General features: G+C 74.1%; 23 protein-coding genes. 12 read left to right on the top strand and 11 right to left on the bottom strand.

Translation table 11 applies throughout. From position 1 onward, the window contains the following. The first annotated feature begins 11 nt into the window (after nt 1–11). Together KZQ38_RS13775 and KZQ38_RS13770 are read left to right on the top strand one after the other, a co-directional pair. Entirely contained in the window at nt 12–2,663 is a 2,652-nt protein-coding gene (locus KZQ38_RS13775) for an SCO1167/SCO6262 family helicase (protein ID WP_504739557.1), read from the top strand. Then, nucleotides 2,660–3,793, top strand: coding sequence for an SWIM zinc finger family protein (locus KZQ38_RS13770; RefSeq protein WP_219441990.1), 1,134 nt, complete (start codon nt 2,660–2,662; stop codon nt 3,791–3,793). Before KZQ38_RS13775 ends, KZQ38_RS13770 begins: the two co-directional genes overlap by 4 nt. 168 nt (nt 3,794–3,961) lie before the next feature. On the opposite strand, the gene KZQ38_RS13765 is transcribed toward KZQ38_RS13770, so the two are convergent. Together KZQ38_RS13765 and KZQ38_RS13760 are read right to left on the bottom strand one after the other, a co-directional pair. Continuing rightward, complete coding sequence (locus KZQ38_RS13765) at nt 3,962–4,174, bottom strand: DUF5703 family protein (protein ID WP_219441988.1); 213 nt, start codon at nt 4,172–4,174, stop codon at nt 3,962–3,964. Next, entirely contained in the window at nt 4,171–5,163 is a 993-nt protein-coding gene (locus KZQ38_RS13760) for a YncE family protein (protein ID WP_219441986.1), read from the bottom strand. The genes KZQ38_RS13765 and KZQ38_RS13760 overlap by 4 nt, the downstream gene beginning before the upstream one ends. A gap of 176 nt (nt 5,164–5,339) precedes the next feature. Here KZQ38_RS13760 and KZQ38_RS13755 point away from each other — a divergent pair, with 176 nt between their 5' ends. Continuing rightward, nucleotides 5,340–6,416: a M48 family metalloprotease gene (locus KZQ38_RS13755; RefSeq protein ID WP_219441984.1), complete on the top strand. Its 1,077-nt coding sequence runs from the start codon at nt 5,340–5,342 to the stop codon at nt 6,414–6,416. A gap of 37 nt (nt 6,417–6,453) precedes the next feature. On the opposite strand, the gene KZQ38_RS13750 is transcribed toward KZQ38_RS13755, so the two are convergent. Further along, nucleotides 6,454–7,419: an aldo/keto reductase gene (locus tag KZQ38_RS13750; protein ID WP_219441982.1), complete on the bottom strand. Its 966-nt coding sequence runs from the start codon at nt 7,417–7,419 to the stop codon at nt 6,454–6,456. Between the two features lie 120 nt (nt 7,420–7,539). Between KZQ38_RS13750 and KZQ38_RS13745 the strand changes: the two genes are divergently transcribed. From KZQ38_RS13745 to KZQ38_RS13730, 4 genes are all read left to right on the top strand, one after another. Continuing rightward, nucleotides 7,540–8,589 carry an LLM class F420-dependent oxidoreductase gene (locus KZQ38_RS13745; RefSeq protein ID WP_219441981.1) on the top strand — a complete coding sequence of 350 codons (1,050 nt, stop codon included), beginning with the start codon at nt 7,540–7,542 and terminating at the stop codon, nt 8,587–8,589. Continuing rightward, nucleotides 8,586–9,410 carry an undecaprenyl-diphosphate phosphatase gene (locus KZQ38_RS13740; RefSeq protein WP_219441979.1) on the top strand — a complete coding sequence of 275 codons (825 nt, stop codon included), beginning with the start codon at nt 8,586–8,588 and terminating at the stop codon, nt 9,408–9,410. The genes KZQ38_RS13745 and KZQ38_RS13740 overlap by 4 nt, the downstream gene beginning before the upstream one ends. 10 nt (nt 9,411–9,420) lie before the next feature. Further along, complete coding sequence (locus tag KZQ38_RS13735) at nt 9,421–10,101, top strand: histidine phosphatase family protein (protein WP_219441977.1); 681 nt, start codon at nt 9,421–9,423, stop codon at nt 10,099–10,101. A gap of 61 nt (nt 10,102–10,162) precedes the next feature. Next, on the top strand, nt 10,163–10,711 hold the full coding sequence (locus tag KZQ38_RS13730; RefSeq protein WP_219441975.1) for a VOC family protein: 549 nt from the start codon (nt 10,163–10,165) through the stop codon (nt 10,709–10,711). 616 nt (nt 10,712–11,327) lie between these two features. On the opposite strand, the gene KZQ38_RS13725 is transcribed toward KZQ38_RS13730, so the two are convergent. Beyond that, nucleotides 11,328–12,482, bottom strand: a complete 1,155-nt coding sequence (locus KZQ38_RS13725) for a site-specific integrase (RefSeq protein ID WP_308258390.1) — start codon at nt 12,480–12,482, stop codon at nt 11,328–11,330. 68 nt (nt 12,483–12,550) lie between these two features. Here KZQ38_RS13725 and KZQ38_RS13720 point away from each other — a divergent pair, with 68 nt between their 5' ends. Further along, nucleotides 12,551–12,859 (top strand): ArsR/SmtB family transcription factor, encoded by a 309-nt coding sequence (locus KZQ38_RS13720; RefSeq protein WP_219441971.1) that lies wholly within the window; start codon nt 12,551–12,553, stop codon nt 12,857–12,859. A 1-nt stretch (nt 12,860) separates the two neighbouring features. Here KZQ38_RS13720 and KZQ38_RS13715 read toward each other — a convergent pair whose 3' ends face one another. After that, nucleotides 12,861–13,226, bottom strand: a complete 366-nt coding sequence (locus KZQ38_RS13715; RefSeq protein ID WP_308258389.1) for a VOC family protein — start codon at nt 13,224–13,226, stop codon at nt 12,861–12,863. A 154-nt stretch (nt 13,227–13,380) separates the two neighbouring features. Between KZQ38_RS13715 and KZQ38_RS13710 the strand changes: the two genes are divergently transcribed. Next, nucleotides 13,381–13,941: an RICIN domain-containing protein gene (locus tag KZQ38_RS13710; RefSeq protein WP_219441967.1), complete on the top strand. Its 561-nt coding sequence runs from the start codon at nt 13,381–13,383 to the stop codon at nt 13,939–13,941. Here KZQ38_RS13710 and KZQ38_RS13705 read toward each other — a convergent pair. From KZQ38_RS13705 to pdxR, 4 genes are all read right to left on the bottom strand, one after another. Beyond that, nucleotides 13,931–14,656 (bottom strand): MBL fold metallo-hydrolase, encoded by a 726-nt coding sequence (locus tag KZQ38_RS13705; RefSeq protein ID WP_219441965.1) that lies wholly within the window; start codon nt 14,654–14,656, stop codon nt 13,931–13,933. The genes KZQ38_RS13710 and KZQ38_RS13705 overlap by 11 nt on opposite strands. Beyond that, nucleotides 14,653–15,627, bottom strand: a complete 975-nt coding sequence (locus KZQ38_RS13700; protein ID WP_219441963.1) for a hypothetical protein — start codon at nt 15,625–15,627, stop codon at nt 14,653–14,655. The genes KZQ38_RS13705 and KZQ38_RS13700 overlap by 4 nt, the downstream gene beginning before the upstream one ends. Before the next feature lie 138 nt (nt 15,628–15,765). Continuing rightward, entirely contained in the window at nt 15,766–16,308 is a 543-nt protein-coding gene (locus KZQ38_RS13695) for a cysteine hydrolase family protein (RefSeq protein WP_219441961.1), read from the bottom strand. A 76-nt stretch (nt 16,309–16,384) separates the two neighbouring features. Then, nucleotides 16,385–17,749, bottom strand: a complete 1,365-nt coding sequence (pdxR, locus tag KZQ38_RS13690) for a MocR-like pyridoxine biosynthesis transcription factor PdxR (RefSeq protein ID WP_308258388.1) — start codon at nt 17,747–17,749, stop codon at nt 16,385–16,387. Nucleotides 17,750–17,795: 46 nt separating this feature from the next. Here pdxR and KZQ38_RS13685 point away from each other — a divergent pair, with 46 nt between their 5' ends. From KZQ38_RS13685 to hrpA, 3 genes are all read left to right on the top strand, one after another. Further along, the gene (locus KZQ38_RS13685) at nt 17,796–18,236 is read left to right on the top strand and encodes a carboxymuconolactone decarboxylase family protein (protein WP_219441957.1); all 441 of its coding nucleotides are present in this window, start codon (nt 17,796–17,798) and stop codon (nt 18,234–18,236) included. Then, on the top strand, nt 18,233–18,970 hold the full coding sequence (locus KZQ38_RS13680) for an isocitrate lyase/PEP mutase family protein (protein ID WP_219441955.1): 738 nt from the start codon (nt 18,233–18,235) through the stop codon (nt 18,968–18,970). Before KZQ38_RS13685 ends, KZQ38_RS13680 begins: the two co-directional genes overlap by 4 nt. 74 nt (nt 18,971–19,044) lie before the next feature. Beyond that, a complete protein-coding gene (gene hrpA / locus KZQ38_RS13675; RefSeq protein WP_219441953.1) occupies nt 19,045–22,947 on the top strand; it encodes an ATP-dependent RNA helicase HrpA in 3,903 nt (1,300 codons plus the stop codon). A gap of 129 nt (nt 22,948–23,076) precedes the next feature. Here the strand turns inward: hrpA and KZQ38_RS13670 are convergent, their stop codons facing one another. Both KZQ38_RS13670 and KZQ38_RS13665 read right to left on the bottom strand, forming a co-directional pair. Next, nucleotides 23,077–23,562, bottom strand: a complete 486-nt coding sequence (locus KZQ38_RS13670) for a MarR family winged helix-turn-helix transcriptional regulator (protein WP_219441951.1) — start codon at nt 23,560–23,562, stop codon at nt 23,077–23,079. Between the two features lie 87 nt (nt 23,563–23,649). Further along, on the bottom strand, nt 23,650–24,132 hold the full coding sequence (locus tag KZQ38_RS13665; protein ID WP_219441949.1) for a MarR family winged helix-turn-helix transcriptional regulator: 483 nt from the start codon (nt 24,130–24,132) through the stop codon (nt 23,650–23,652). Nucleotides 24,133–24,182 lie beyond the last annotated feature (50 nt).

The raw sequence follows: 24,182 nt of genomic DNA, 5'->3' as shown, positions 1-24,182 counted from the left end.
GGTGCGCGGTCGTGTTCGAACCGGCCGATCCGCCACGCATGTCGACCATGGCCTTCTACGGGAGCGACCTGCCCGCCGACGTCCCACGCGCCGCGTTGGACGTGGTCGGACCGGACGGCACGCGTCGCCGGGTGCCCGCGGTGCGGCTGCCCGTCGCCGAGGCGGTGCCGCTGCTGTCCGCGGCCCGCCGCGCGGCCGACGCGCACCCCGCCGCCGCGTTCTGGGGCGCGGCCGTCGTCGCCGCGCTGCACCTGGTGGCCCGCGGCCGGCTGCGACCCGCCGTCACCGACGGCGACTTCGACGCCTGGCGGGTCGGGCCGTTCGACGCCGCCGACACCCGCCGCGTCGCCGACCTGGCCGCCGCGATGCCCGCGCACGCCCGCGCCGTGCCGCTGCCCGGCCGCGACCCGGCGGAACTCGCCGAGGCCGAGCCGCTGGTCCGCGCGTTCCTGGACGCCGTGGCCGACACCATGCCGCGTGGCGCGGCGGCGGTGCGCGTGGCGGGCGCGCCGCCGTTCGCCGCCGTCGAGCCCCAGCAGGTGCCGCACCTGCGGGACTGGGCCGGGCAGGGCGTGCGGATCTCGCTGCGCGTCGAGGGCCTGGAGGCGTTCCGGGCCGTGGTGCAGGTGCACAGCCTCGCCGACCCGACGTCGGTGGTCGACGCCGCGGTGCTGTGGGCGGGTGACGACCGGGGCGCCCGCGCGGAGGCGACGGTCGCGATCCGCCGCGCCGCCCGCGCCTGGCCGCCGCTGGAACGCCTGCTCGACCAGCCGGTGCCCGACGAGGTGCCGCTGCCCGACCCGGACGTGGCCGACCTGCTGCGTGACGGCGCGGTGCGGCTGGCCGCCGCCGGTGTCGACGTGCACTGGCCCAAGGACCTGGTGCGCGACCTCAGCGCGCACGTGGTGCTCGGGGGCGACGACCGGGGCGACCGGCCGTCGTTCTTCGGCCCCGACCAGGTCACCGCCGTGAACTGGCGGCTCGCGCTCGGCGGCGACCCGCTCACCACCGAGGAGCTGGACCGGCTCGCCGAGGCGCACCGGCCGGTGGTGCGGCTGCGCGACCGCTGGACGCTGGTCGACCCCGAACTGGCCCGCCGGGCCCGCGAGCGGCAGCTCAAACCCGTCACCGCGATCGACGCGCTGGGCGCGGCGCTCTCCGGTGTCGCCGACGTCGACGGCGAGCAGGTGCCGGTCGCCACCACCGGGTGGCTGGACGAGCTGCGTGCCCGGCTGGCCGACCAGACCGGCGAGCCCGTCCCGCAACCGCCCGCGTTGCGCGCGACCCTCCGCGACTACCAGTTGCAGGGCCTGCGGTGGCTGCACCGCATGACGTCGCTGGGCCTGGGCTGCTGCCTGGCCGACGACATGGGCCTGGGCAAGACCATCACGCTCATCGCCCTGCACCTGCACCGCGGCACGGGCCCGACGCTCGTGGTGTGCCCGGCGTCCCTGCTGGGCAACTGGCAGCGGGAGGTCGAGCGGTTCGCGCCCGGCGTCCCGGTGCGCCGCTACCACGGCGCGGGCCGCGAAGTCGCCCACGAGGGTTTCGTGCTCACCACCTACGGCACCATGCGGGTGGACGCCGACCGGCTCGCCGACGTCGAGTGGGACCTGGTCGTCGCCGACGAGGCGCAGCACGTCAAGAACCCCGCCTCGGACACCGCGAAGGCGTTGCGCCGCATCCCCGCCGCCGCCCGCGTCGCCCTCACCGGCACGCCCGTGGAGAACACCCTCACCGAGCTGTGGGCGGTGCTCGACTGGACCACGCCCGGCCTGCTGGGGACGCTGCCCGCGTTCAAGGCGCGCTGGGCGAAGCCGGTCGAGGCCGACCGCGACCAGGCCGTCGCCGCCCGGTTCGCCGCGCTCACCCGGCCGTTCCTGCTGCGCCGCCGCAAGTCCGACCCGGGCATCGCGCCCGAGCTGCCGCCCAAGACCGAGACGGATCGGCCCGTCGCCCTCACCCGCGAGCAGGCCGGGCTGTACGAGGCGGTCGTGCGGGAGGTCATGGCCGAGATCGCCGACGCCACCGGCATGGCCCGCCGCGGCCTGGTGGTCAAGCTGCTCACCGGGCTCAAGCAGGTCTGCAACCACCCCGCCCAGTACCTCAAGGAGAACGAACCCAGGCTCGCCGGGCGCTCCGGCAAGCTGGAGCTGCTCGACGAGCTGGTCGACACCATCGTCGCCGAGGACGGCGCGGTCCTGGTGTTCACCCAGTACGTCGCGATGGCCCGGCTCATCGGCCGCCACCTCGCCGAACGCGGCGTCGACAGCCGGCTCCTGCACGGCGGCACGCCCGTCGCCACCCGCGAGGACATGGTGCGGCGCTTCCAGGACGGCGAGACCTCCGTGTTCCTGCTGTCCCTCAAAGCCGCCGGCACCGGCCTCAACCTCACCCGCGCCGACCACGTCGTGCACTACGACCGCTGGTGGAACCCCGCGGTGGAGGACCAGGCCACCGACCGCGCGTACCGCATCGGCCAGACCCGGCCCGTGCAGGTGCACCGGCTCATCGCCGAGGGCACCATCGAGGACCGCATCGCCGAGATGCTGCGCGCCAAGCGCGACCTCGCGGACGCCGTGCTCGCCCGCGGCGACGCCGCGCTCACCGAACTCACCTACGACGAACTGGCCGACCTGGTCGAGTTGAGGAGCGGCACGTGACCGAGCGCGTCAAGGGCTTCCCGGCGTTCGGCAAGGGCGTCCGCCGGGTCCGCTCCTGGTGGGGCCTCGCCTGGCTCCAGGCGGTCGAGGACACCTCGCTCGCCCAGGAACCGCTGCGCCTGGGCCGCAAGTACGCCCACGCCGGGCTGGTCGGCACCATCACCGCCAGCCCCGGCCTGCTCACCGCCACCGTCTACGACGCGGGCGACACCTACCGCACCTCGGTGCGGCTCGCCCCGTTCACCGACGCGGAGTGGCGGCGATTCCTGGACAAGGTCGCCGACAAGGCCGGTCACCTCGCCGCCCTGCTCGACGGCGAGGTGCCGCGCGACCTCGCCGACACCGCCGCCGACGCGGGCGTGCGGCTGCTGCCCGGCATCGGCGACCTCGACCCCGAGTGCACCTGCCCCGGCTGGGAGCTGCCGTGCCGCCACGCCGCGGCCCTGTGCCACCAGGTGTCGTGGCTGCTCGACGCCGACCCGTGGGTGCTGCTCCTGCTGCGTGGCCGGGACCGCGACGAGGTTGTCGCGGGCGCGCGCCCCGCCGCGGGCACCTCCGCCGTCGCCGCCTACGCCGCCGACCCGGTGCCGCTGCCCGCCGACCCCGCGCCGCCCGAACCCGCCGCGACCGCCGAGTTCGCCCCCGCGCCCGGCGTCGACCCCGCCGCGCTGGCCCTGCTCGTCGCCGACGCGGCGGCCAAGGCCCGCGCGTTGCTGCTCACCGGTGAGCTGCCCGCCCTCGACGCGCGTCGCGACCACGTCCGCATGGCCGCCACCCACCGCGCGACCCACCCGGACCTGGTGGACCGGCTCGACGTCGCGCACCGCGAGGTCGCCGCGTGGCAGCAGGGCGGTGCCACCGGGCTCGACGTCCTGGAGCACGCGTGGACTCCGGCGAGGACCGACACCGCCCGCGCGCGGGCCGCGTGGCGTGACGCCGAGCTGCCCGAACCGCGGGTCTGGCGCAACCGGTGGACGGCGGGCGACCGCCAGCTCCGCTACGGCCGCGACGGGCGCTGGTACCCGTACCGGTCCCGCGGGGGCGACTGGACACCGGCCGGCACCCCGGCCCGCGACCCGGCCGCCGCCTACGCCGAAACCACCACAGATGTGGTACCACAGGTGTGGTAAACGGGGATTGAGCTGGAGGTTTGCTGAAGTCTGGGACCCGCGGCCCCGCAATGGTGCCTTCCGGGCTACGAGCGAGGGCGGGTCGTGCGGTCCCGCCCGCCGGCCTCGTGACGCGCGGACGCGCTGCCCGCGGAACCAGCCGGGGCAGACCGCTTCGCCGGTACCGGGCTAGGTGATCACACCCGGCAGGGTGGTGGCCGTCCGCTTCCGGCGCAGCCACACCTTCCGCGAACCGTCGCCGAACAGCAGCGTCCTGGACAGCTCCCACCCGGAGAACTCCGCGTGGATCGCGAGCTGCGTCGTCGCGGTGCGCCGGGAGATGCCGGCCGGCAGCCGCAGCGGCCGGTACTCCCAGTCCCCGTCGACCACCCCTTCGCTCATGTCCCGATCACCTGCATCCCTTGGCCGTCCCCGGACGCGACGAAGACGCGTCCGCTGCCTGGATCCACCGCCACGGCGTTCGGCTGGCGCACCGTCGGGAACCGGTGCTTCTCCACCGGCTCACCACCCGCCACGTCGAACGCCACCACCTCGTTGCGCTCGGTAAGCGTGACCCACAGCAGATCCCGGCGCGCGTCGTAGGCCAGCCCGTAGGGCGCGCCCGGCACCGGGTACCGCTGCCGCATGATCAGCGGGTTCACCGAGAACGCCATCAGCTCGCCGCCCCGCGTGTCCACCACCAGCACCCGGCCGAAGCGGTCCGCGACCATCGACGTCGCGCCGTCACCGGCCCGCAGCCCCGCGCCCAGGCGCGGCCCGGAGCGCTCCGGGTCCGGGTCGGCCGACAGCCTCAGGTCGAACACCGCGCTGCGCGGCCGGTCCAGCACCACCGCCTCGCCGTCCGCGCCGACCACGAGGTCCGGGCTCGACACCCCGGTCACCGCCCGGTCGCCCACGTCGACCAGCTTCGCGTCGCGGCGCGCCACCACCGTCCGGTCGCCCACCACGGCCACGTCCACCGGGCCGCCGTCGACCGCGCGCTCCGCCGTCGAGCCGTCGCCGCGCACCGTGACCACGACCCCCGCGCCCGGCACCGGGGCCTCCACGTCCTCGCCCACCGCGGTCAGCTTCTCCGCCACGCCGGGCAGCGGCACGACCACCGGGTCGGCGAGCGCGTCCAGCGGGAACAGCCGCACCGACGGCGGTTCCGCCACCGCGACCGCCACCCGCGAGCCGGCCACCACGACCGACGTGGCGCGTCCCAGCGGCACCACCGTCCCGGCGGGCGCGGCGGACTGCGCCGGCGACACCGCCGGTCGCGCCGGTTCCAGCGTGGCGGCTATCTGGAGCGGGTCGGCGGGGTTCTCGCCGGTGGAGCAACCGGAGAGCAGCGCGGCTCCGGTGAGCACCACCGCGGCCAGTCGGCGCAACGTCGAACCTCCAGGTAACCCGATCGCGGAACGTGCACCCAGCATCCATCACGAATCCACCATCGTCACGCAGGGGGAGGGTGTTGTCGTTGGTCCGGGGGAGTGGTAAACGGCCGCCGGTCGTACCTCGACCGGGGTTTTCGCGACTATCCCAGGTGGAAACGGGAGGTACGCGGATGACGGTCGAGGGGCTGCGCACCAGGCACGTGGAACTGCTCAGGGACCGGCGGGTCGTGGACCACCTCGACCCCGGACCACGTGCGGCGCAGCCCCCGCCGCACCGCTACCACACGTGGACGCAGGTCGCCGCCGAACCGGTCGCCACGCGGCTCGCGCGCCTGGTCGACGTCCGCGCCCGGCCGGCCGCCTACCGCCACGACCACCTGCGGGACCTGCAACGCACCCTCGACGCCGTCGCGCCCGAGGTGCTGCACCTGGCCCGCGTCGCCGGCTGGGCCACCGGCACCCCCGTCCTGGCCGGCGTGTTCCCCACCGGCACCCTCGACGGGCTGTCCGTGCCGGTGCCCGGCCGCGGGGTGCTGGTGCTGGTCAACAGCGGCGTGCCGGACCTCGTCGCGACCGTGCTGAAGATCATGACCGGGGCGCTGCCCAACTACGGCACGCCGCCGCTGCTGGACGCCGAGCAGGCGTCGTACGCGCTGGCCGAGGCCGTCAACGCCTACCTGTACGGCAACGGCGCGGTCGCGGCCCAGCCGCTGCCCGAGCTGTCCGGCCAGCGGCTGGCACTGGTCGGGCTGATGCTCAGGCGGGCGACCCAGTTCGTCATCGCCCACGAGGTGGCGCACGTCATCGCCGGGCACCTGGTCACCGCCCGCCGCTGGACCGACCCGGACACGCCGGTCGGCGCGCTGGACGCGCAGTCCGTCGGCTGGCCGCGCGAGCACGAGGCCGACCGGATCGCCGCCACCATCATGCTGCACACCCTGGACGACCTCGGGCCCCGTGAACTCGACGTGCACGAGCCGTGCCTGGTCGGCGCGCTGCTGCTGGTGCTGTTCCTGCACGAGGTCGTCGACCGGCTCGCCGCCGAACTCGGGCTGGTGGTGCCGTTCGCGGGCAGCCACCCGCCGCCCGTGCGACGCATCCAGACGCTCGTGGAGCACCTGGCCGAACGCGTCCGCACCCCGCGTGCCCTCGACCTCGCCGCCGACGTCGCCACCTGGCTGGAGGACCAGGTCGCGGGCGTGCGCGACTGGTTCCGGCTGGCCGAGGAGGTGGGCGCCGCGCACTAGGGGCTGCGCTCGAAGCGGGAGCGCGGCCCCCGCCGGCCTACCCGAGGGGGCGCTCCGGGTAGCCGAACTCGATCGCGCTCACGTCGTCCAACGCCGCCCGGATCGCGGACGGCAGGGTCAGGTCCTCCGCGGCCAGCGACCCCAGCAGCTGACCCGTGTCACGCGCGCCCACCACCGGCGCCACCACGCCCGGCCGGTCCCGCACCCACGCCAGCGCCACGCTCAGCGGGGAGGTGCCCAACCCGTCCGCCGCCGTCGCCACCGCCTGCACGATCCGCGCCGCCCGCTCCGTGCGGTGCTGCTCCACGTAGCCCGCGAAGTGCGGTGACGCGCCCCGCGAGTCCGACGGGGTGCCGTTGCGGTACTTGCCGGTCAGCACGCCCCGGCCCAGCGGCGCCCACGGCAGCAACCCGATCCCGTGGTGTGCCGCGGCGGGCGCGACCTCGCGCTCCACGCCCCGCTCCAGCAGCGAATACTCCACCTGGTTGGACACGATCGGGAGGTGGCCGGGCAGGGCGGCGGCGGTGCCGAGCTGCCAGCCCGAGTAGTTGGACACGCCCGCGTAGCGGACCTTGCCCGAGGCGACCGCCGCGTCCAGCGCGGACAGCGTCTCCTCCAGCGGCACCGCGGCGTCCCAGGCGTGCAGCTGCCACAGGTCGATGTGCGTCACGCCCAGCCGCCGCAGCGAGCCGTCCAGCGCGTTGAGCAACGCGCCCCGCGACGCGCCGCCGCCGAACGGGCCGTCGTCGCGACGCGCCACCGCCTTGGTCGCGATGACCAGCTCGTCCCGGCGCACGACCTCGCCCAGCAGGCCGCCCAGGATGCGTTCGCTCTCGCCGTCCACGTACACGTCGGCGGTGTCGACCAGCGTGCCGCCCGCCTCGGTGAACGCCATCAGCTGCGTGGCGGCCTCGTCCGCGTCCGTGTCGCGGCCCCAGGTCATCGTGCCCAGGGCGATCCGGGACACCCGCAGGCCGCTGCGGCCGAGGTAGCGCTGTTCCACGTGGGGAAGCCTAAACCGCGCGTGGCGGGCCGCCGGCGCGCGGTCGCGGGCCGCCCGGCCGGGTTCACCCGCACGGGGTGCTCTGGCGCAGGCGGGTTACCCGCCGGTAGGGTCCGGGCCGTGCGACTGGGACTGAACCTCGGGTACTGGGGCGCGGGCAACGACGCCGCGAACCTCCAACTGGCCAAGGAAGCCGACCGCCTGGGCTTCTCGGTGGTGTGGGCCGCCGAGGCCTACGGCTCCGACGCGCCGACGGTGCTGGCGTGGGTGGCCGCGCAGACCGAACGCGTCGACGTGGGCAGCGCGATCCTCCAGATCCCCGCCCGCACGCCGGCCATGACCGCGATGACCGCCGCGACCCTGGACACGCTGTCCGGTGGCCGGTTCCGCCTGGGCCTCGGCGTGTCCGGGCCGCAGGTGTCGGAGGGCTGGCACGGCGTGCGGTTCGACAAGCCGCTGGGCCGCACCCGCGAGTACGTCGACATCGTGCGTGCCGCCCTGCGCCGCGACAAGCTGCGTTACGACGGCGAGCACTACCGGCTGCCGCTGCCCGACGGCCCCGGCAAGGCGTTGACGCTGACCGTGCACCCGGTGCGCGAGCACATCCCGGTGTACCTGGCGTCGGTCGGGCCGAAGAACGTCGAACTCACCGGCGAGATCGCCGACGGCTGGCTCGCGGTGTTCTTCTCCCCGGAACACTCCGGCCCCTCGCTGGACGCGTTGCGCGCCGGCCGGGCGAAGGCCGGGCGGACGCTCGACGGTTTCGACGTCGTGCCCACCGTCCCGCTGCGCGTCGGCGACGACTGGCGCGACTGCGCCGACCACGTGCGGCCCTACGCGGCGCTCTACGTCGGCGGCATGGGCAGCCGCGCGAAGAACTTCTACAACGACCTGGCCGCGCGGATGGGCTACGCCGCCGAGGCGGCCGAGGTGCAGGACAAGTACCTGGCCCGCGACTACCGGGGCGCGATGGCCGCGGTGCCCGCCGACTTCCTGGACGCGACCTCGCTGCTGGGCACCCGTGAGCGGATCGCCGAGCGGATGGTGGCCTACGCCGAAGCGGGGGTCACCACACTCACCCTTTCGCCGATGCTGCAAGATCTCGATCAGGGGATCGCGGCGCTGCGCACCGCGACCGAAGCTCTGGATCTGGCGGGAGTGGGTAGTTGAGCTGGTTGCAGGCCCTGGTCCTCGGACTCGTCCAAGGATTGACGGAATTCCTGCCCATTTCGTCGTCGGCGCACGTGCGGATCGTGTCGACGCTGTTCTTCGGCAACGACGCGGGCGCCTCGTTCACCGCCGTGATCCAGCTCGGCACCGAGCTGGCCGTGCTGATCTACTTCGCGAAGGACATCGGCAACTTCATCGCCGCGTGGTTCAAGGGTCTGTTCAGCCGGGCCGCGCGGCAGACCGAGGACTACCGGATGGCCTGGTACGTGATCATCGGGTCGATCCCGATCAGCGTGCTCGGCTACGTGTTCAAGGACGAGATCCGCAGCTCGCTGCGCAACCTGTGGATCACCGCGACGGTGCTGGTGGTGTTCGGCCTGCTGCTGGGCCTGGCCGACCACCTCGCCAAGCACGTGCGGACCAAGCTGGAGCTGAAGGACGCCGTCGGCATGGGCCTGGCGCAGGCGCTGGCCCTGATCCCCGGCGTGTCCCGCTCCGGCGGCACGCTCACCGCCGGCCTGTTCCTCGGCCTGGACCGCGCCGCCGCCGCCCGGTACTCGTTCCTGCTGGCGCTGCCCGCGGTGTTCGGCGCGGGCGTGTTCTCCATCCCGGACGTGCTCGACCGGTCCGAGCCGAACGCGGCGTCCGTGCCGCAGATGATCGTGGCCACGGTGGTCGCGTTCGCCGTCGGTTACGCCACCATCGCCTGGCTGCTGCGGTACGTGTCCAAGCACAGCTACTCGGCGTTCGTCTGGTACCGGCTGCTGGTGGGCATCGTGCTCATGGGCCTGCTGTCGATGGGGCTCATCAACCCGACATAAGGTTGGGGTCGTGGCTACCGTGATCTTGCTGCGACACGCCCGGTCCACCGCCAACGGGTCGGGCGTGCTCGCGGGTCGTCAGGAGGGCGTCGGGCTCGCCGAGCGCGGCACGGCGCAGGCTGCGGACCTGGTGCGCCGGCTGGCCGGGGTACCGGTCGACGCCGTGGTGACCTCACCGCTGGAGCGCTGCCGGCTGACCCTCGCGCCGCTGCTGGCCGACCGGGGCCTCACCGCCGCCGTCGAGCCGGACCTGGCCGAGGTCGAGTACGGCGAGTGGACCGGTCGAGCGTTGAAGGAGCTGCTGGCGGAACCGCTGTGGCAGGTGGTGCAGCAGCACCCGTCCGCCGCGGTGTTCCCCGGCGGCGAGGGGCTGGCCGCCGTGCAGGCCCGCGCGGTGGCCGCGGTCCGCGCCCACGACGCCCGGATCACCGCCGAGTTCGGGCCGCGCGCGGTGTGGGTGGCGTGCAGCCACGGCGACGTGATCAAGGCGGTGCTGGCGGACGCGCTGGGCGTGCACCTGGACGGTTTCCAGCGCATCGTGGTCGACCCGGCGTCGCTGTCGGTCGTCCAGTACACCGAGACCCGCCCGTTCGTGCTGCGCGTCAACGACAACGGCGGCGACCTGTCCGGCGTCGTGCCGCCGCCCGCGCCGACCTCCGACGCGGTCGTGGGCGGCAGCACGGGCGCCTGAACCGCTGCCTCCGCGGCCGGTCGTGATCCTGGCCTGCTTGTTGGGCAGGTCCAGATCCTCGATGTCCAGGGCGAGCACCGCCGATGTGTTGTCCAGGTACACCGCGTCCGGATTCGTGATCACGGACCACGCGGCCGGCCTCATCGAGTTCCTCCAACACGTCTTCGACGCCGTCGACGACCCGAAGGCGCGAACCCCCGACCATGCCGCAGGGGACGGTTCCCTGATCCACTCGGAGGTCAAGATCGGGAACTCCCTCCTGATGGTCGCGGACAGGAAGGCGGACTGGCCGTTCACCCCTGCGTTCACACAGGTGTACGTTTCTGACCCTGTTGCCGTGCTCACCCGGGCAAGCGAGCGGGGAGCGACCGTCATCACGGACGTGTCCCCCTTCTACGGCGGCTACGACATCGCGCGGTTCCGAGACCCGTGGCAGAACTTGTGGTGGCTGTTCGCGCCGGCCGAGCCCGGCCATCCCGCTGAGGACCGGGTTGAGGGCGACGGGGACTGGGAAAACGCGGAATCCAACCCGGTGTATACAACCCTGGTCGAGGCGATGCGCACGTTGACCGATCCGCGGGGCGCCACACCGCCGGCATCGGGAAGCTGATCGACGGACCCCGAGACCCCGCCGTGTCGCTGGATCTCGGGCTTCGTTCAGCTCACCAAGGTCACTTGGTGTTCAGCTGGCGCGAGAGGAACTCCGTCACGTCGGCACAGGCGGCGAGCGGACCGGGACGACGAGCCGCATCCCGCGGGCCGAGGGCCACCGTCCCACTCGGCGGCGATGGCGATATCGGCCCGGGCGCGATCAGGGCGGCCGAGGCTCGGCGTTCAATCCTGGCCGGTTCTTCCCCTGACCCCGTCCTGGTCGCGTCGAGTCTGACGTGTGGCCCCCGGACAGTGCAGGGTAGTCCGGGGGCCACCGGTCGGGCGGCGGATCGCCATCGGCCGGGGCGGACGACCAAGTGCACTGATCGTAGGTGCGCGAATGCCCCGGATACCGCCCTCATTGGACGTGAAGCGATTTCAGGTTTGTTCCGCCCGCGCAGGTCAGCCACCTGCACATCGCTCGCAAATCGAGCAAAACCGCAGCTCAAACTATGTGGAAACACTGTGGAAACAAAACCGGGCAAGACTTCGCCCGGCCCATTCCGCTGGGCCGTTCGGTCGCGGCCGGACGCCGGGTGCTTGTTTACAGTTAACAGCCGGCCGTGCGCTGTGCGTCACAGTCCGAGGCGCGTGACAGCGTTGTCCTCCAACGGGTTCGCCGTCCGGATGTAGCGGTGCACGGTGCGCGGGTTGGTCCACCGGCCCTGCCGCATGATCTCCCGGTCGCTCGCACCGCCCAGCGCCGCCTGCGTCGCGAAACCCGCCCGCAGCGAGTGACCGCCGAACAACGCCGGGTCCAGGCCCGCCCGCAACGCGTACCGCTTCACCAGGTCCGCCACCGCCCGGTCCGACATCGGCCGCCCGCCCAGCCGGCCGTGCCTGCTCACCGCCGGGAACAGCGGACCCGCGTGGCTGCCCGGCCGGTACGAGTGGCAGCGGTGCGTGGCCGCCTCCGCCGGCTCGTCCGCCAGCAGGGCACGGGGATCGGCGGCGGTCAGCACGTCCACCCAGTCCGCGAACGCGCACACCGGGCACGTCGGCCGCCGAGCGCCGCGCGGCAGCACCACCCGCTGCCGGTGCCCGCCCGTCTGGTCGGTCTTCGTCACGCCCAGCTCCACCAGCAGCAGCGGCTCCTGCGAACGCGGGTCCACGTCCACCACCACGTCCTCCAGCCGCAGCGCGGCCAGCTCGCTGCGCCGCAACGCGCCCGCGAAACCCACCAGCAGCAGCAACGCGTCCCGGCGGCGCGCCACCCCGGTCGGCCAGCCCGGCGCGGGTCGTTCCGCGAGCAGCGCGGCCAGCGTGTCCAGCAGCACCGGCCGCTTGCGCCGCGGCTGCTCGCGGCGGGTGCGCCGGATGCCGCGCAACGTCAACCGCACCACGTCCGACCGGGTCGGCGACGGCAGGCCGCCGGCCGCGTGCACCGCCGCGATCGCCGCGGCCTTGCGCTCCAGCGTGGACGCGCCGAACGCGGGGGAGCCGTCCGGTCTCGTGCTCCGCGCCGCCACCGCCAGGTACACCGCGACGTCCACCGGGTCGGCCGGCAACGCCTGCCTGCCCTCCTGCTCGCACCACGCCGCCCACGCCACCCAGTCCGAGCGGTAGGCGCGCAGCGTGTTGGGGGACTGGGCGGCACGCAGGTAGCCGGCGAGCGCGCCCGCCTGCTCGTCGTCGAAACGGCGGCGGACCTGCTCCAGCGCGGCGAAGTCGACCAGCACCGGGTTCGTGACGCGGTCCAGCCCGGCCCGCACCGGCTCCGGGAGGGTCACGATGATCACCGTACCACCGGGCGGTCGCGCGACCGCCCGTCCTTGACGGGGATCGCTACGATCTCGCCATGCGCGCCCTACACCACCCGGACGTGGAGGACCTGCGCCTGGCCGCGGTGTTGAGCGCGCTCGCCGACCCGGTCCGCCTGCGCATCGTCGCCGAACTCGCGCGCTCCGGCGGGATCGTGTGCGGCCAGTTCGACGTGCCGGTGAGCATGTCGACGCTCTCCCACCACCTCAAGGTGCTGCGCGAGGCGGGCGTGCTGCGGGTGATCCCGCAGGGCAGCTACCGAACCCACCAGCTGCGCACCGACGACATGGAGCGCCGCTTCCCCGGCGTGCTGGGCTCGATCACCCGCGCCATCGGCGCGGCCTGACTCACCCGCGCACCCACAGGCAGAACGGGTGGCCCACCGGGTCCAGGAACACCCGCACGTGCCGCTGCGGCTGGAACTCGGCCGCGGTGGCGCCCAGCTCCTCCGCGCGGCGGCTCTCCGCCACCAGGTCGTCCACCTCGATGTCCAGGTGCGCCATCATCTGCTGCCGACCCGGCGCGCGGGGCCACGTGGGCGGCTCGAAACCCGGCTCGGCCTGGAACGACAGGCCGACCTCGCCGGGCGCGGGGCGCACCGAGGCCCAGTCCGGCTCGTCGGTGTCCAGCTCCCAGTCCAGCAGGTCCCGGTAGAACCGGGCCAGCGCCTGCGGGTCGGGCGCGTCCAGCACGGTCGCGGTCAGCTTTCGCACCGGCCCAGTGTCCCGGCCGGACGCGGTCGCCGCGAATTGTGCGGCTGTTCGCGTGAAAACCACGCGGAGTGCGGGATCGGACGTCGGAGCAGCCGGTAGACAGCGCGCACGAGGTCGATTCCGCATTCGGCCCGGGAAAGACAGGAGGCCGCTCGTGCGAACTCGGTTCAGGGCGTTCCTGGTGGTAGTCGCCGCGTTGTCGCTGCTGACCGCACCGGCCGCGCACGCCGCGCCGCGGCCGGTGGCGTCGCCGTTGCACCCGGCGGCGAACGCGGTCGCCGGCTATTTGATCCACAACGCGAAGTCCGGCCTGTGCGCGGACATACCGGGTTTCGGCCCGGGTGCGCCGGAGGCGCCGGTGACCCAGTGGTACTGCCGGTTCGGCGCGCTCGACAACCAGATGTGGGAATTGGTCAGCGCGGACGGCGTGGACTTCGTCATGCGCAACACCGCCGACGGGCTGTGCATGGACGTCCACGATTACGGCGCGGTCGAAGCGGGCGCGTTGGTCGGCGAGTACCACTGCCGGCCGGGCGCGGTGGACAACCAGGTGTTCTACCTGGAGGAGGTGCCCGGCGGGTGGGCCATCCGGCACCGCGTCACCGGGTTCTGCCTCGACGTGACCGGCGCGGCGGGCACCGGCGGCCCGGACGCCCGCCTCACCCTGTGGCCGTGCGACCCCGCGGACGACCACCAGTGGAACTTCATGGTGTGACGTGGTGGACCTCGTGCGTGCGGGCGACGGGCGCGCCCGCACGCGCCTCCGCCTGCCGCTCGGTGAGCGTGTGGCCGACGTGGGTGAGCAGGAGCCGGTCGGCGTCGCGGGCGGCGGTCGCCGCGTCCTCCGGGGTGCAGTGGTGCGGGCTCGGCGTCGTGCCGTCCGCCTCGCACAGGAACAGGTCGGCGCCGGTCGCCAGCGAGCGCAGGGCGGCGCACGGTCCGGTGTCGCCGGAGTAGGCGAACACCGCGCCGCCGTGCTCGGCGCGCAGGCCGAACGCGGGCAGCCCGTGCTCCACGGCGAAGCTGGTCAGGGTCATGTCGCCGACCTCCGCGCGGTGCCCGTCGTGCAGCTCCCGCACGTCGAACGCGGCGCTCGCCGGGTTGGGCCCGGCGCTCGCCAGGAACGCCTCCAGCCGGGCCGCGAGACCGGGCGGGCCGAGCAGGGGCACCGGCTGCGGCGGGTGGAGGTCGGCGAACAGCAGGGCGTAGTACGCGGTCAGCAGGTCCGCGGTGTGGTCGGCGTGGGTGTGCGACACCCAGATCGCGTCCAGCCGGTCCGGGGCGGTGTGGCGTTGCAGGTTGGCCGGCGTGCCGGGGCCGGCGTCGACCCACACGGCGGTGGTGGGCGTGCGCAGCAGGTAGCCGGAGCACGGCTGGTCCGGGCGCGGGTAGGGGGTGGCCGTGCCGAGCACGGTCAGCGTGAAGGTCACGGGGCGGTGTGCCGCAGCACGTGCACGCCCGCCGCGGTCTTCAGGTAGGCCCACGTGGTGCTGCCGTCGGTGGCCAGGCCGAGGTGGGAGGCGGAGGCGGTGGTCAGGTCGTCGGGCAGGGCGACGCGTGCCCAGTCCTCGCCGGTCCAGCGGTGGTAGGCGGGCCGGGTCTCGAAGCTGCGGCGACCCGCGCGCACGCCCCACGTCCAGCCGGGCGCGACGCCGTGCAGGCTCAGCCGCTCGGTGTCGGCGGGCGCCGCGACCGGGTGCCAGCGGCGGCCGTCGTAGTGGTGCAGGTGCAGGCCGTCGGTGTCGTGGGCGTGGGCCAGCCACAGGTCGTCCGGCGACGCGGCGGCGAGGCGGGCGACGTGGCCGTGGTCCAGGCGCGGCCCGTGCAGGTCGGTCCAGGCCGCGCCGTCCCAGTGCACCAGCACCGGGTACTCGTAGGCGGCGGGTCCCGCGCCGGTCAGGCCGCCGCCGCCCGCCCACACGTCGTCCGGCGCGGCGGCGGTGACCGTGTGCAGGGTTTCCCGGGGCGAGGTGAGGACGGTGGTCAGCGTCCAGTCGTGGCCGTCCCAGTGGAGCGTGTCGCTGCCCGCCCCGACGATGTGCACGTCGTCGGGGCTGAGCGCGAGCACCGCCTTCACCCACGGGATCGCGGGGGTGACCACGTCGTGCCAACGCGTGCCGTCGTAGTGCAGCACCAGGGGCCGGCCGCCGCTGTTGCCGACGGCCCACACGTCGTCCGGCGCGGCGGCGGAGATGCCGGCCAGGCTGGCGGCGGCGGCCGGTTCGGGCAGCGCCTCCTCGGCCCAGTCGACGCCGGTCCAGCGCAGCACCAGCGGTGTGGAGGCGCGGCTGGTGAACACACCCGTGGTGCCGGCGAGCCAGGCGTGGTCGGCGTCGGTCATGGCCAGGTCGGCCAGTGCGGTGCTGTGCGGAAGGGCAGGCACGGGCACGGGTCGGAACAACTCGTCTCCCCCTCGATGTGTCCCCGACGCGTCGCCTCACCATCAGCGGACGGTGATGGCCCGGGTGCGTGTCGTGCTCGGGTTCTGACTTCTACACCGGTGGCGGGTCGGCGGCGACGCCGGGGTGCCCGGCCGCGGTCACAGCCAGTCGGAGCAGGTGGTGACGGTGAACCCCCGACCGGGGAACACGGTGTCCGCGAAGAAGTCGTGGACGGCCGGGTCGGGGTCGGCGCAACCGTCCCGCAGCACGGTCACGTGGTAGCCGCGGTCCGCCGCGTCGTAGCAGGTCGCGGCCACCATCGCGCTGGTCGCGACGCCGGCGACCACCACCGTGCCGACGCCCGCGGCACGCAGCACGAGGTCCAGGTCCGTGCCCGCGAACGCGCCGGCCCGGCGCTTCAGCACCACCACGTCCCCGGCGTCGACCGGCAGGTCGACCTCGGTGCCGGGCGAGCCCTCGTGGAAGGTGTCACCGGATTCGTGGAACGACCTGAACAGGGCGTTCCCGGGCGGCAGGTCCGCGCCGTTGGGCCGGAGGGCGAAGCGCACGAACACCACGGGCACACCGGCCGCGCGGGCACGCGGCAGCAGCTCGGTGAGGGGCGGCACGACCTGCCGGGCGAACGGGTAGTTGCCCGTGATGCCCCGCTGGACGTCGCCGATGATCAACGCGGTGGTCATGGAGGCTCCCCCTGGTTCTCCGGTGATCGACAGCGGGTGAAGTTACCCAATGGGGTGAGCCCGGTGGTGATTGACGTCAACGCGTACCGGCGAGCACCTCGGTCAGCACCCGCAGGGCCGGCCGGTAGGCGTGCTCGGCGGGCGTGCCGTACCCGATGACCAGACCCTGCGGGGTGGTCGGGCCGGGCCGGTGCCAGTGCTCGCGGAACCCGCCCAGCGCCAGCCCGCGGGCGGCGGCGGCCGTGCGGGCGGCGTCCTCGTCCGGGTGGCGCACCAGGACGTGCAGACCGGCCGAGACGCCGAGCGGCGCGTGCTCGCGCAACGCCTCCACCAGCAGGTCGCGGCGGCGGCGGTAGCGGAGGCGGCAGGACCGGATGTGCCGGTCGTAGGCGTGGGACGTGATCAGGTCGGCCAGGGTGAGCTGGCCGTGCGCCCCGGCCTGGCGGTCGGTGTGCCGCTGGAGGTCGACCACGTCGTCGACCAGGCGTGGCGGGAGGACCAGCCAGCCCAGCCGCGACCCCGGCCCGAGGGTCTTGGACACGCTGCCCGCGTACACCACGTGGTCGGGCGCGGTGCCCTGGAGCGCGCCCACGGGTTGCCGGTCGTAGCGGAACTCGCCGTCGTAGTCGTCTTCGACCACCACGGCCCCGGTGTCGCGTGCCCAGTCGACCAGGGCGCGGCGACGGGCCGGGTGCAGGGTGACACCCGTCGGGTACTGGTGGGCCGGTGTGACGACGGCGGCGGTCACGTCGTCGGGGAACGCGTGCGCGCCGTCCTCGTCCACCGGCAGCGGCACGACCCGCGCGCCGGCGTGGCGCACCACCTCGCGGTGGAACGCCAGGCCCGGGTCCTCCATGGCGATCGGCCCGCCCAGGACCCGCGCCAGCAGCGACAGGCCCCGCACGTAGCCGGTGGTGACCACGACGCGCTCCGGGTCGGCCTGCACGCCGCGGGTGCGGCCCAGGTACCCGGCGAGCGCGCGGCGCAGCTCGACCCGGCCGCGCGGGTCGCCGTAGCCGTGCGCGTCGGCGGGCGCCGCGCCCAGCGCGCGGCGGGTCGAGCGCAGCCAGTCGGCGGTGGGGAACAGGGTCAGGTCGGGGCTGCCGGGCCGCAGGTCGTGGCGTGGCGCGTCGGCCGGTCCGGGTTCCGGCGCGGTGCGCGCGGGAGCGGGGTGGGCCAGCGGCGCGACCAGGGTGCCCGCGCCGCGCCGGGCCGTGAGGTAGCCCTCCGCCACGAGCTGGTCGTAGGCGGCGGACACGGTGTTGCGGGCCAGGCCGAGTTCGGCGGCGAGCCGGCGGGTGGCGGGCAGCCGCGTGCCGGGCGCGAGGCGGCCGGTGCGGACCGCGTCCCGCAGCGCGTGCTCCAACGCGGCGCGGCGGCCGGCGGCGGGATCGAGGTCCAGGTGCAGGTCCAACCCCGAAGTGGCCCACGTCTGCGACACGGGATTGGACCTTAGCAAGGGGCCAATGCCGCCATAGGGTGCGTGCATGACGATCCGACTGCCGGTGAGCGACCTGACACCGGCGACGCTGGCCGCGATGAGCGGCCTGTCCACCGCGTCGAAGCAGAACTCGCTCGACCCGCTGCTGCGGGAACTGGTGCAGATCCGCGCCTCCCAGATCAACGGCTGCGCCTACTGCACCGACCTGCACACCCGGGCGGCCCGCGCGGCGGGCGAGCGGCAGCAGCGGCTCGACCTGCTGCCGGTGTGGCGCGAGGCGCCCGGTTTCGACGACCGGGAGCGTGCCGCCCTCGCACTCGCCGAAGCCGTCACGGTGCTGTCCTCGGGTGTGCCGGAGGACGTCCGGGCCGAGGCGGCGGAGCAGTTCGACGAGCGCGAGCTGACCGAGCTGCTGTGGGTCATCGCCGTGATCAACACGTGGAACCGGATGGTCGCCACCACCGGCGCGTGGGAGGTTTCCCGGTGAGCCGCGACCAGCGGGCCGCCGCGTTGCGCGCCCTGCACGTGCCCGGCCGGCCCGTGGTGCTGCCGAACGTGTGGGACGCGGCGTCGGCGCGGGTGGTGGCCGGGTTGTTCCCGGCGGTCGCCACGGCCAGCGCCGCGGTCAGCGCGGCCCTGGGCTACGACGACGGCGAGGACATGCCCGCCGACGAGGCGTTCGCGGCCGTGGCACGCGTCGCGCGGGCCGTGTCCGTGCCGGTGACCGCCGACGTGGAACGCGGCTACGGCCTGCCGCCCGCCGAGATCGCGGCGCGGCTCGCCGACGCGGGCGCCGTCGGCTGCAACCTGGAGGACTCCGCGCCCGCCACCGGCGAGCTGCTGCCGCTGGAGCGGCAGGTCGAGTTCCTGGGCGAGGTGCGTGCCGCCGACCCGGCGCTGGTGCTCAACGCGCGCGTCGACGTGTTCCTGCGCGGCGGCGCGTTCGAGGAGGCCGTGACGCGGGCGCGGGCCTACCTGGCGGCGGGCGCGGACTGCACCTACCCGATCGGCGTGCCCGCCGACCGGGTCGCCGAGTTCTGCCGCGCGGTCGGCGGCCCGGTCAACGTCGCGCACGGGCCGGGCGCGCCCACCCCCGCCGAGCTGGGCGGACTCGGCGTGGCGCGGGTGAGCTTCGGCCCCGGTGTGCACCGGCTGCTGCTCGCGCGGCTCGCGGAGGTCGCCACCGACATCCACGCCGGCGGCTCCCCGTACCGGGCCTGACGACGCGGCGGTGGTGTGGCCGCGCCGATAATCGGCGGCCCCACCACCGCCGCACCACTATCCTGATCGGCAGCATGAACACCACCGCGCACGCCGACCTGCACCGACGCCTGTCCGACCTGATGACCGGGGACCAGCGGCGGTTGCGCCGCCGGCTCGACGGGGCGCGCAAGGTCCGGGACGACAAGGCCCGCGAGGCCGTCCACGCCGAGATCGCCGCCGAGATCGACCGGGCCGAGCTGCGGGTGGCCCTGCGCCGCGAAGCCGTGCCGAAGATCACCTACCCGGCGGAGCTGCCGGTCAGCGCGCGCAAGGACGACATCGCGGCCCTCATCCGCGACCACCAGGTGGTGATCGTCGCGGGCGAGACCGGCTCCGGCAAGACCACCCAGCTGCCCAAGATCTGCCTGGAGCTGGGCCGGGGCGTGCTCGGCCAGATCGGCCACACCCAGCCGCGGCGGCTCGCCGCCCGCACCGTCGCCGAGCGCGTCGCGCAGGAGCTGGGCACGCCGCTGGGCCAGGCCGTGGGCTACAAGGTGCGGTTCACCGACCAGTCCGGCGACGACACGCTGGTCAAGCTGATGACCGACGGCATCCTGCTGGCCGAGATCCAGACCGACCGGATGCTGTCCCGCTACGACACGATCATCATCGACGAGGCGCACGAGCGCAGCCTCAACGTGGACTTCCTGCTCGGCTACCTGCGGCAGCTGCTGCCCCGGCGGCCGGACCTCAAGGTCGTCATCACCTCCGCCACCATCGACCCGGAGCGGTTCTCCCGGCACTTCGGGGACGCCCCGATCATCGAGGTGTCCGGCCGCACCTACCCGGTGGAGGTGCGGTACCGGCCGATCGTGGACCCGGACGACCCGGACGCCGACCCCGACCGCGACCAGACGCAGGCCGTGTGCGACGCGGTCCGCGAACTCCAGGCCGAGGGTCCCGGCGACGTGCTGGTGTTCCTGTCCGGCGAGCGGGAGATCCGCGACACCGCCGACGCGCTGGCCGCGTTGCAGCTGCCCGCCACCGAGATCCTGCCGCTGTACGCGCGGCTGTCGTTCGGCGAGCAGCACCGCGTGTTCCAACCGCACCGGGGCCGCCGGGTGGTGCTGGCCACGAACGTCGCCGAGACGTCGCTGACCGTGCCCGGCATCAAGTACGTGGTCGACCCCGGCACCGCGCGCATCTCCCGGTACAGCAGCCGGCTCAAGGTGCAGCGGCTGCCCATCGAGCCGATCTCGCAGGCGTCGGCCAACCAGCGCAAGGGCCGCTGCGGGCGCGTTTCCGAGGGCATCTGCGTCCGCCTCTACAGCGAGGACGACTTCGACGCGCGGCCCGAGTTCACCGACCCGGAGATCCTGCGCACCAACCTGGCGTCGGTCATCCTCCAGATGACCGCGATCGGGCTCGGCGACATCGCCGCGTTCCCGTTCATCGACCCGCCGGACGCCCGCAACATCAACGACGGCGTGCAGCTGCTCCAGGAGCTGGGCGCGATCCTGCCCGCCGAGCAGAAGCTCACCCCGCTGGGCCGCAAGCTCGCGCAGCTGCCGGTCGACCCGCGGCTGGGCCGGATGGTGGTGGAGGCCGACCGCAACGGCTGCGTCCGCGAGGTCATGGTGATCGCCGCCGCGCTGTCCATCCAGGACCCGCGGGAACGGCCGGCCGACAAGCAGCAGGCCGCCGACGAGCAGCACGCCCGGTTCCGCGACCCCGACTCGGACTTCCTGGCCTACCTGAACCTGTGGCAGCACCTGCGCGAGCAGCAGAAGGCGTTGTCGTCCAACCAGTTCCGCCGGCTGTGCCGCGCCGAGTTCCTGAACTACCTGCGGGTGCGGGAGTGGCAGGACATCTACACCCAGCTGCGGCAGGTCGCCAAGACGCTCGGCGTGCACGTCAACGAGCAGCCCGCCGAGCCGCGCAACGTCCACATCTCGCTGCTGTCGGGCCTGCTGTCGCACATCGGCGTCAAGGACGTCGTGAAGCGCGACGGCGGCAAGCGGCAGGCCACCGAGTACCTGGGCGCGCGCAACGCCAAGTTCGCGATCTTCCCCGGCTCGGCGTTGTTCCGGAAACCACCGCAGTGGGTGATGGCCGCCGAGCTGGTCGAGACCTCCCGGCTGTGGGGCCGCATCGTGGCCCGCATCGAACCGGAGTGGGCGGAGAAGCTCGGCGAGCACATCGTCAAGCGCACCTACAGCGAACCGCACTGGGACGCCAAGCGCGGCTCGGTGGTGGCGCTGGAGAAGGTCACCCTCTACGGGGTGCCGATCGTGACCTCCCGCAAGGTCGGCTACGGGCGCATCGACCCGGAGCTGTCCCGGGAGCTGTTCATCCGGCACGCCCTGGTGCAGGGCGAGTGGACCACCCACCACCGGTTCTTCCACCGCAACCGGGAACTGCTCGACGAGGTCGCCGAGCTGGAGAACCGGGCGCGCCGCCGCGACATCGTCGTGGACGACGACACCCTGTTCGACTTCTACGACCAGCGCGTCGGCGCGGAGGTCGTGTCCGCGCGGCACTTCGACACGTGGTGGAAGCAGGCCCGGCGCGACCGGCCGGACCTGCTCACGTTCGACAAGGACATGCTGGTCAACGACCGCGTCGGGGTCACCCCCGAGGCGTACCCGGACCACCTGACGCGGGGCGGGATCGAGCTGCCGCTGACCTACCGGTTCGAACCGGGCGCGCCCGTCGACGGCGTCACCGTGCGGCTGCCGCTGCCCGCGCTGACCACCATGCCCGACGACGCGTTGTCCTGGCAGGTGCCCGGCCTGCGCACCGACCTGGTGATCGCCCTGATCCGGTCGCTGCCCAAACCGGTGCGCCGCAACTTCGTGCCGGTGCCGGACGTGGCCAACGCGGCGTTGTCCCGCATCGACCCGGACGAGCCGCTGCTGCCCGCGCTGGAGCGCGAGCTGCGTGCCCTGACCGGCGTCGTCGTGCCGCGCGAGGAGTGGCAGCTCGACCAGGTGCCCGAGCACCTCAAGCTCACCTTCCAGGTCGTCGACGAGGACGACCGGCAGCTCGCCAGCGGCAAGGACCTGGGCGCGCTCAAGCAGCAGCTGCGTGGTCAGCTCCGGGAAACCCTGGCCGCGGCCGCCGCCAACCTCACCCGCACCGGCCTCACCACGTGGGACCTGGACGAGCTGCCGAAGACCGTGCGGCGGCAGCGGTCCGGGATCGTCGTCACCGCCTACCCGGCGCTGGTCGACAAGGGCGACAGCGTCGCCGTGGAGATCCTGGACACGCCCGGCAGGCAGGAGGTGGCGATGCGGCGCGGCACGCGCCGGCTGCTGCTGCTCACCGTGCCGTCGCCGGTGAAGTCGCTCCAGCGGGGGCTGACCAACGCCGAGAAGCTGACCCTCACCCGCAACCCGCACGGCGGCGTGGCGCCCCTGCTCGCCGACTGCATCGCCGCCGCCGTCGACCACCTGGTCACGTCGGCGGGTGGTCCCGCGTGGAACGCCAAGGGCTTCGCCCGGCTCACCGACTACGTGCGCAAGTACCTGGGCGAGACGGTGTTCGACGTGGTGCGCGAGGTGCGCAACGTGCTCGACGCCGCGCAGGACGTGGAGCTGCGGCTCGGCCGGGTCAAGGGCGCGGTGTTCGAGGAGTCGGTGAGCGACATCCGCGCGCAGCTGGCCGGCCTGGTGCACAACGGGTTCGTGACCGGTGCGGGCGCGGCGCGGCTGTCCGACATCCACCGTTACCTCCAGGGCATCGCCCGGCGGGTCGACAAGCTCACCGAGAACGTGCGCCGCGACCGGGACTGGATGGAGCGCGTCCACCAGGTCCACGCCGAGTACCGCGACCTGCGCGCCCAGCTGCCCGCCGACGAACCGCACCCCGAGCTGGACGAGGTGCGCTGGATGATCGAGGAGCTGCGGCTGAGCTACTTCGCCCAGACCATCCCCACCCGCTACACGGTGTCCGACAAGCGGGTGTTCAAGGCCCTCGACGCCGTGCCGCGCTGAGGGTGCCGCGCTGAGGGTGCCGCGCTGAGGGTGCCGCGCTGAGGGTGCCGCGCTGAGGGTGCCGCGCTGAGGGTGCCGCGCTGAAGGGTGCCGCGACGGCCGGGTCGCGCCCGGCCGTCGCGGTGGTGCTCACTCGCAGCCCTCCAGCAGCACCCGCAACGCGTCCGCCACCACCGACCTGGTCTCCGGCGCCAGCGGTTCCAGCAGGCGCGCGAACCGGGCCATGTGCTCGCCGAGCACCGCGTCCACCAGCACGCGGCCCTCGTCGGTCAGCCGCACCCGCACCACCCGCCGGTCCACCGGGTCCGGCACCCGCACCACCAGGCCCTTCGCGGCCATCCGGTCGATGCGGTTGGTGATCGCGCCCGCCGTGACCAGCGCCGCGTGCAGGAACGCGCCGGCGGTCAACCCGTCCGCGCCGCCCGCCCGGCGCAACGTCGTGAGCACCTCGAACTCGCCCGGCTCCAGCTCGTACCGCGCCAGGAAGTCCTTCAGCTCCCGCTCCACCAGCCGGGACAGCCGGGTCACCCGCCCCAGCACGGCCACCGGCGACGTGTCCACGTCCGGGCGCTCCACGCGCCACTGCGCCAGCACCACGTCCACCTCGTCACCCACCGAAACCCCTCCCCGTGCTCCGACGTCCCGCGCGGTGAATCCCCCTCGACCACCGCGCCGTGCGGACGCCCCCTCGCCGACCGGGTCTCACCGGTCGCGCGCCAGTTCCTCGGTCGCCGCCCGACCGGCCTCGGTGGTGCGTCGCAGGAAGTCCGCGACCAGGGCCAGCTGGTCGTCGTCGTAGTCGGCGAGCACCCGGTCCACCGCGGCGTTCATCCCCGCGTACAGGCCGTACAGCTCGTCGTGCCGTTCCGCCAGGGCCCGCACCAGCACGGCCCGCCGGTCCGGGCCGTTCGGGTCGCGCTCACGCGCCACCCAGCCGCCGCGCTGCAACCGGTCGAGGATGCCGGTCACCGTCGCGGGGTGCAGGCCCGCGCGGCGGGACAGCGCGGACGGCGTCAGCGGGCCGTGGTCGAGCACCAGTTCGAGGCAGTCCAGGTCCACGTCGCGCAGCTCCAGGCGCGTCCCGACCTCGTGGTTGAGCAGGGACAGCTGGTTGCGCAGGGCCCGCAGCGAAGCCCTGATACCCGTCACCGCCCCGTGTCGCCCACCAGGTTCTATGTAACTCATATGATATGTTCTCCGTATCGTATCGGCCTCACACAAAGCGTATCCGGGAG

This window comes from Saccharothrix obliqua, assembly GCF_019375475.1.
GTDB classification, from domain to species: domain Bacteria; phylum Actinomycetota; class Actinomycetes; order Mycobacteriales; family Pseudonocardiaceae; genus Actinosynnema; species Actinosynnema obliqua.
This window is presented reverse-complemented; position numbering and strand designations above follow the sequence as displayed.

What these genes read in the sequence shown, in the direction of transcription:
- KZQ38_RS13765 (WP_219441988.1), bottom strand. Translation starts at nt 4,174, where the DNA reads ATGAGCGAAGGGGTGGTCGACGGGGACTGGGAGTACCGGCCGCTGCGG.
- KZQ38_RS13665 (WP_219441949.1), bottom strand. Translation starts at nt 24,132, where the DNA reads ATGAGTTACATAGAACCTGGTGGGCGACACGGGGCGGTGACGGGTATC.
- KZQ38_RS13720 (WP_219441971.1), top strand. Translation starts at nt 12,551, where the DNA reads ATGCGCGCCCTACACCACCCGGACGTGGAGGACCTGCGCCTGGCCGCG.
- KZQ38_RS13730 (WP_219441975.1), top strand. Translation starts at nt 10,163, where the DNA reads ATGTCCAGGGCGAGCACCGCCGATGTGTTGTCCAGGTACACCGCGTCC.
- KZQ38_RS13695 (WP_219441961.1), bottom strand. Translation starts at nt 16,308, where the DNA reads ATGACCACCGCGTTGATCATCGGCGACGTCCAGCGGGGCATCACGGGC.
- KZQ38_RS13755 (WP_219441984.1), top strand. Translation starts at nt 5,340, where the DNA reads ATGACGGTCGAGGGGCTGCGCACCAGGCACGTGGAACTGCTCAGGGAC.
- hrpA (WP_219441953.1), top strand. Translation starts at nt 19,045, where the DNA reads ATGAACACCACCGCGCACGCCGACCTGCACCGACGCCTGTCCGACCTG.
- KZQ38_RS13685 (WP_219441957.1), top strand. Translation starts at nt 17,796, where the DNA reads ATGACGATCCGACTGCCGGTGAGCGACCTGACACCGGCGACGCTGGCC.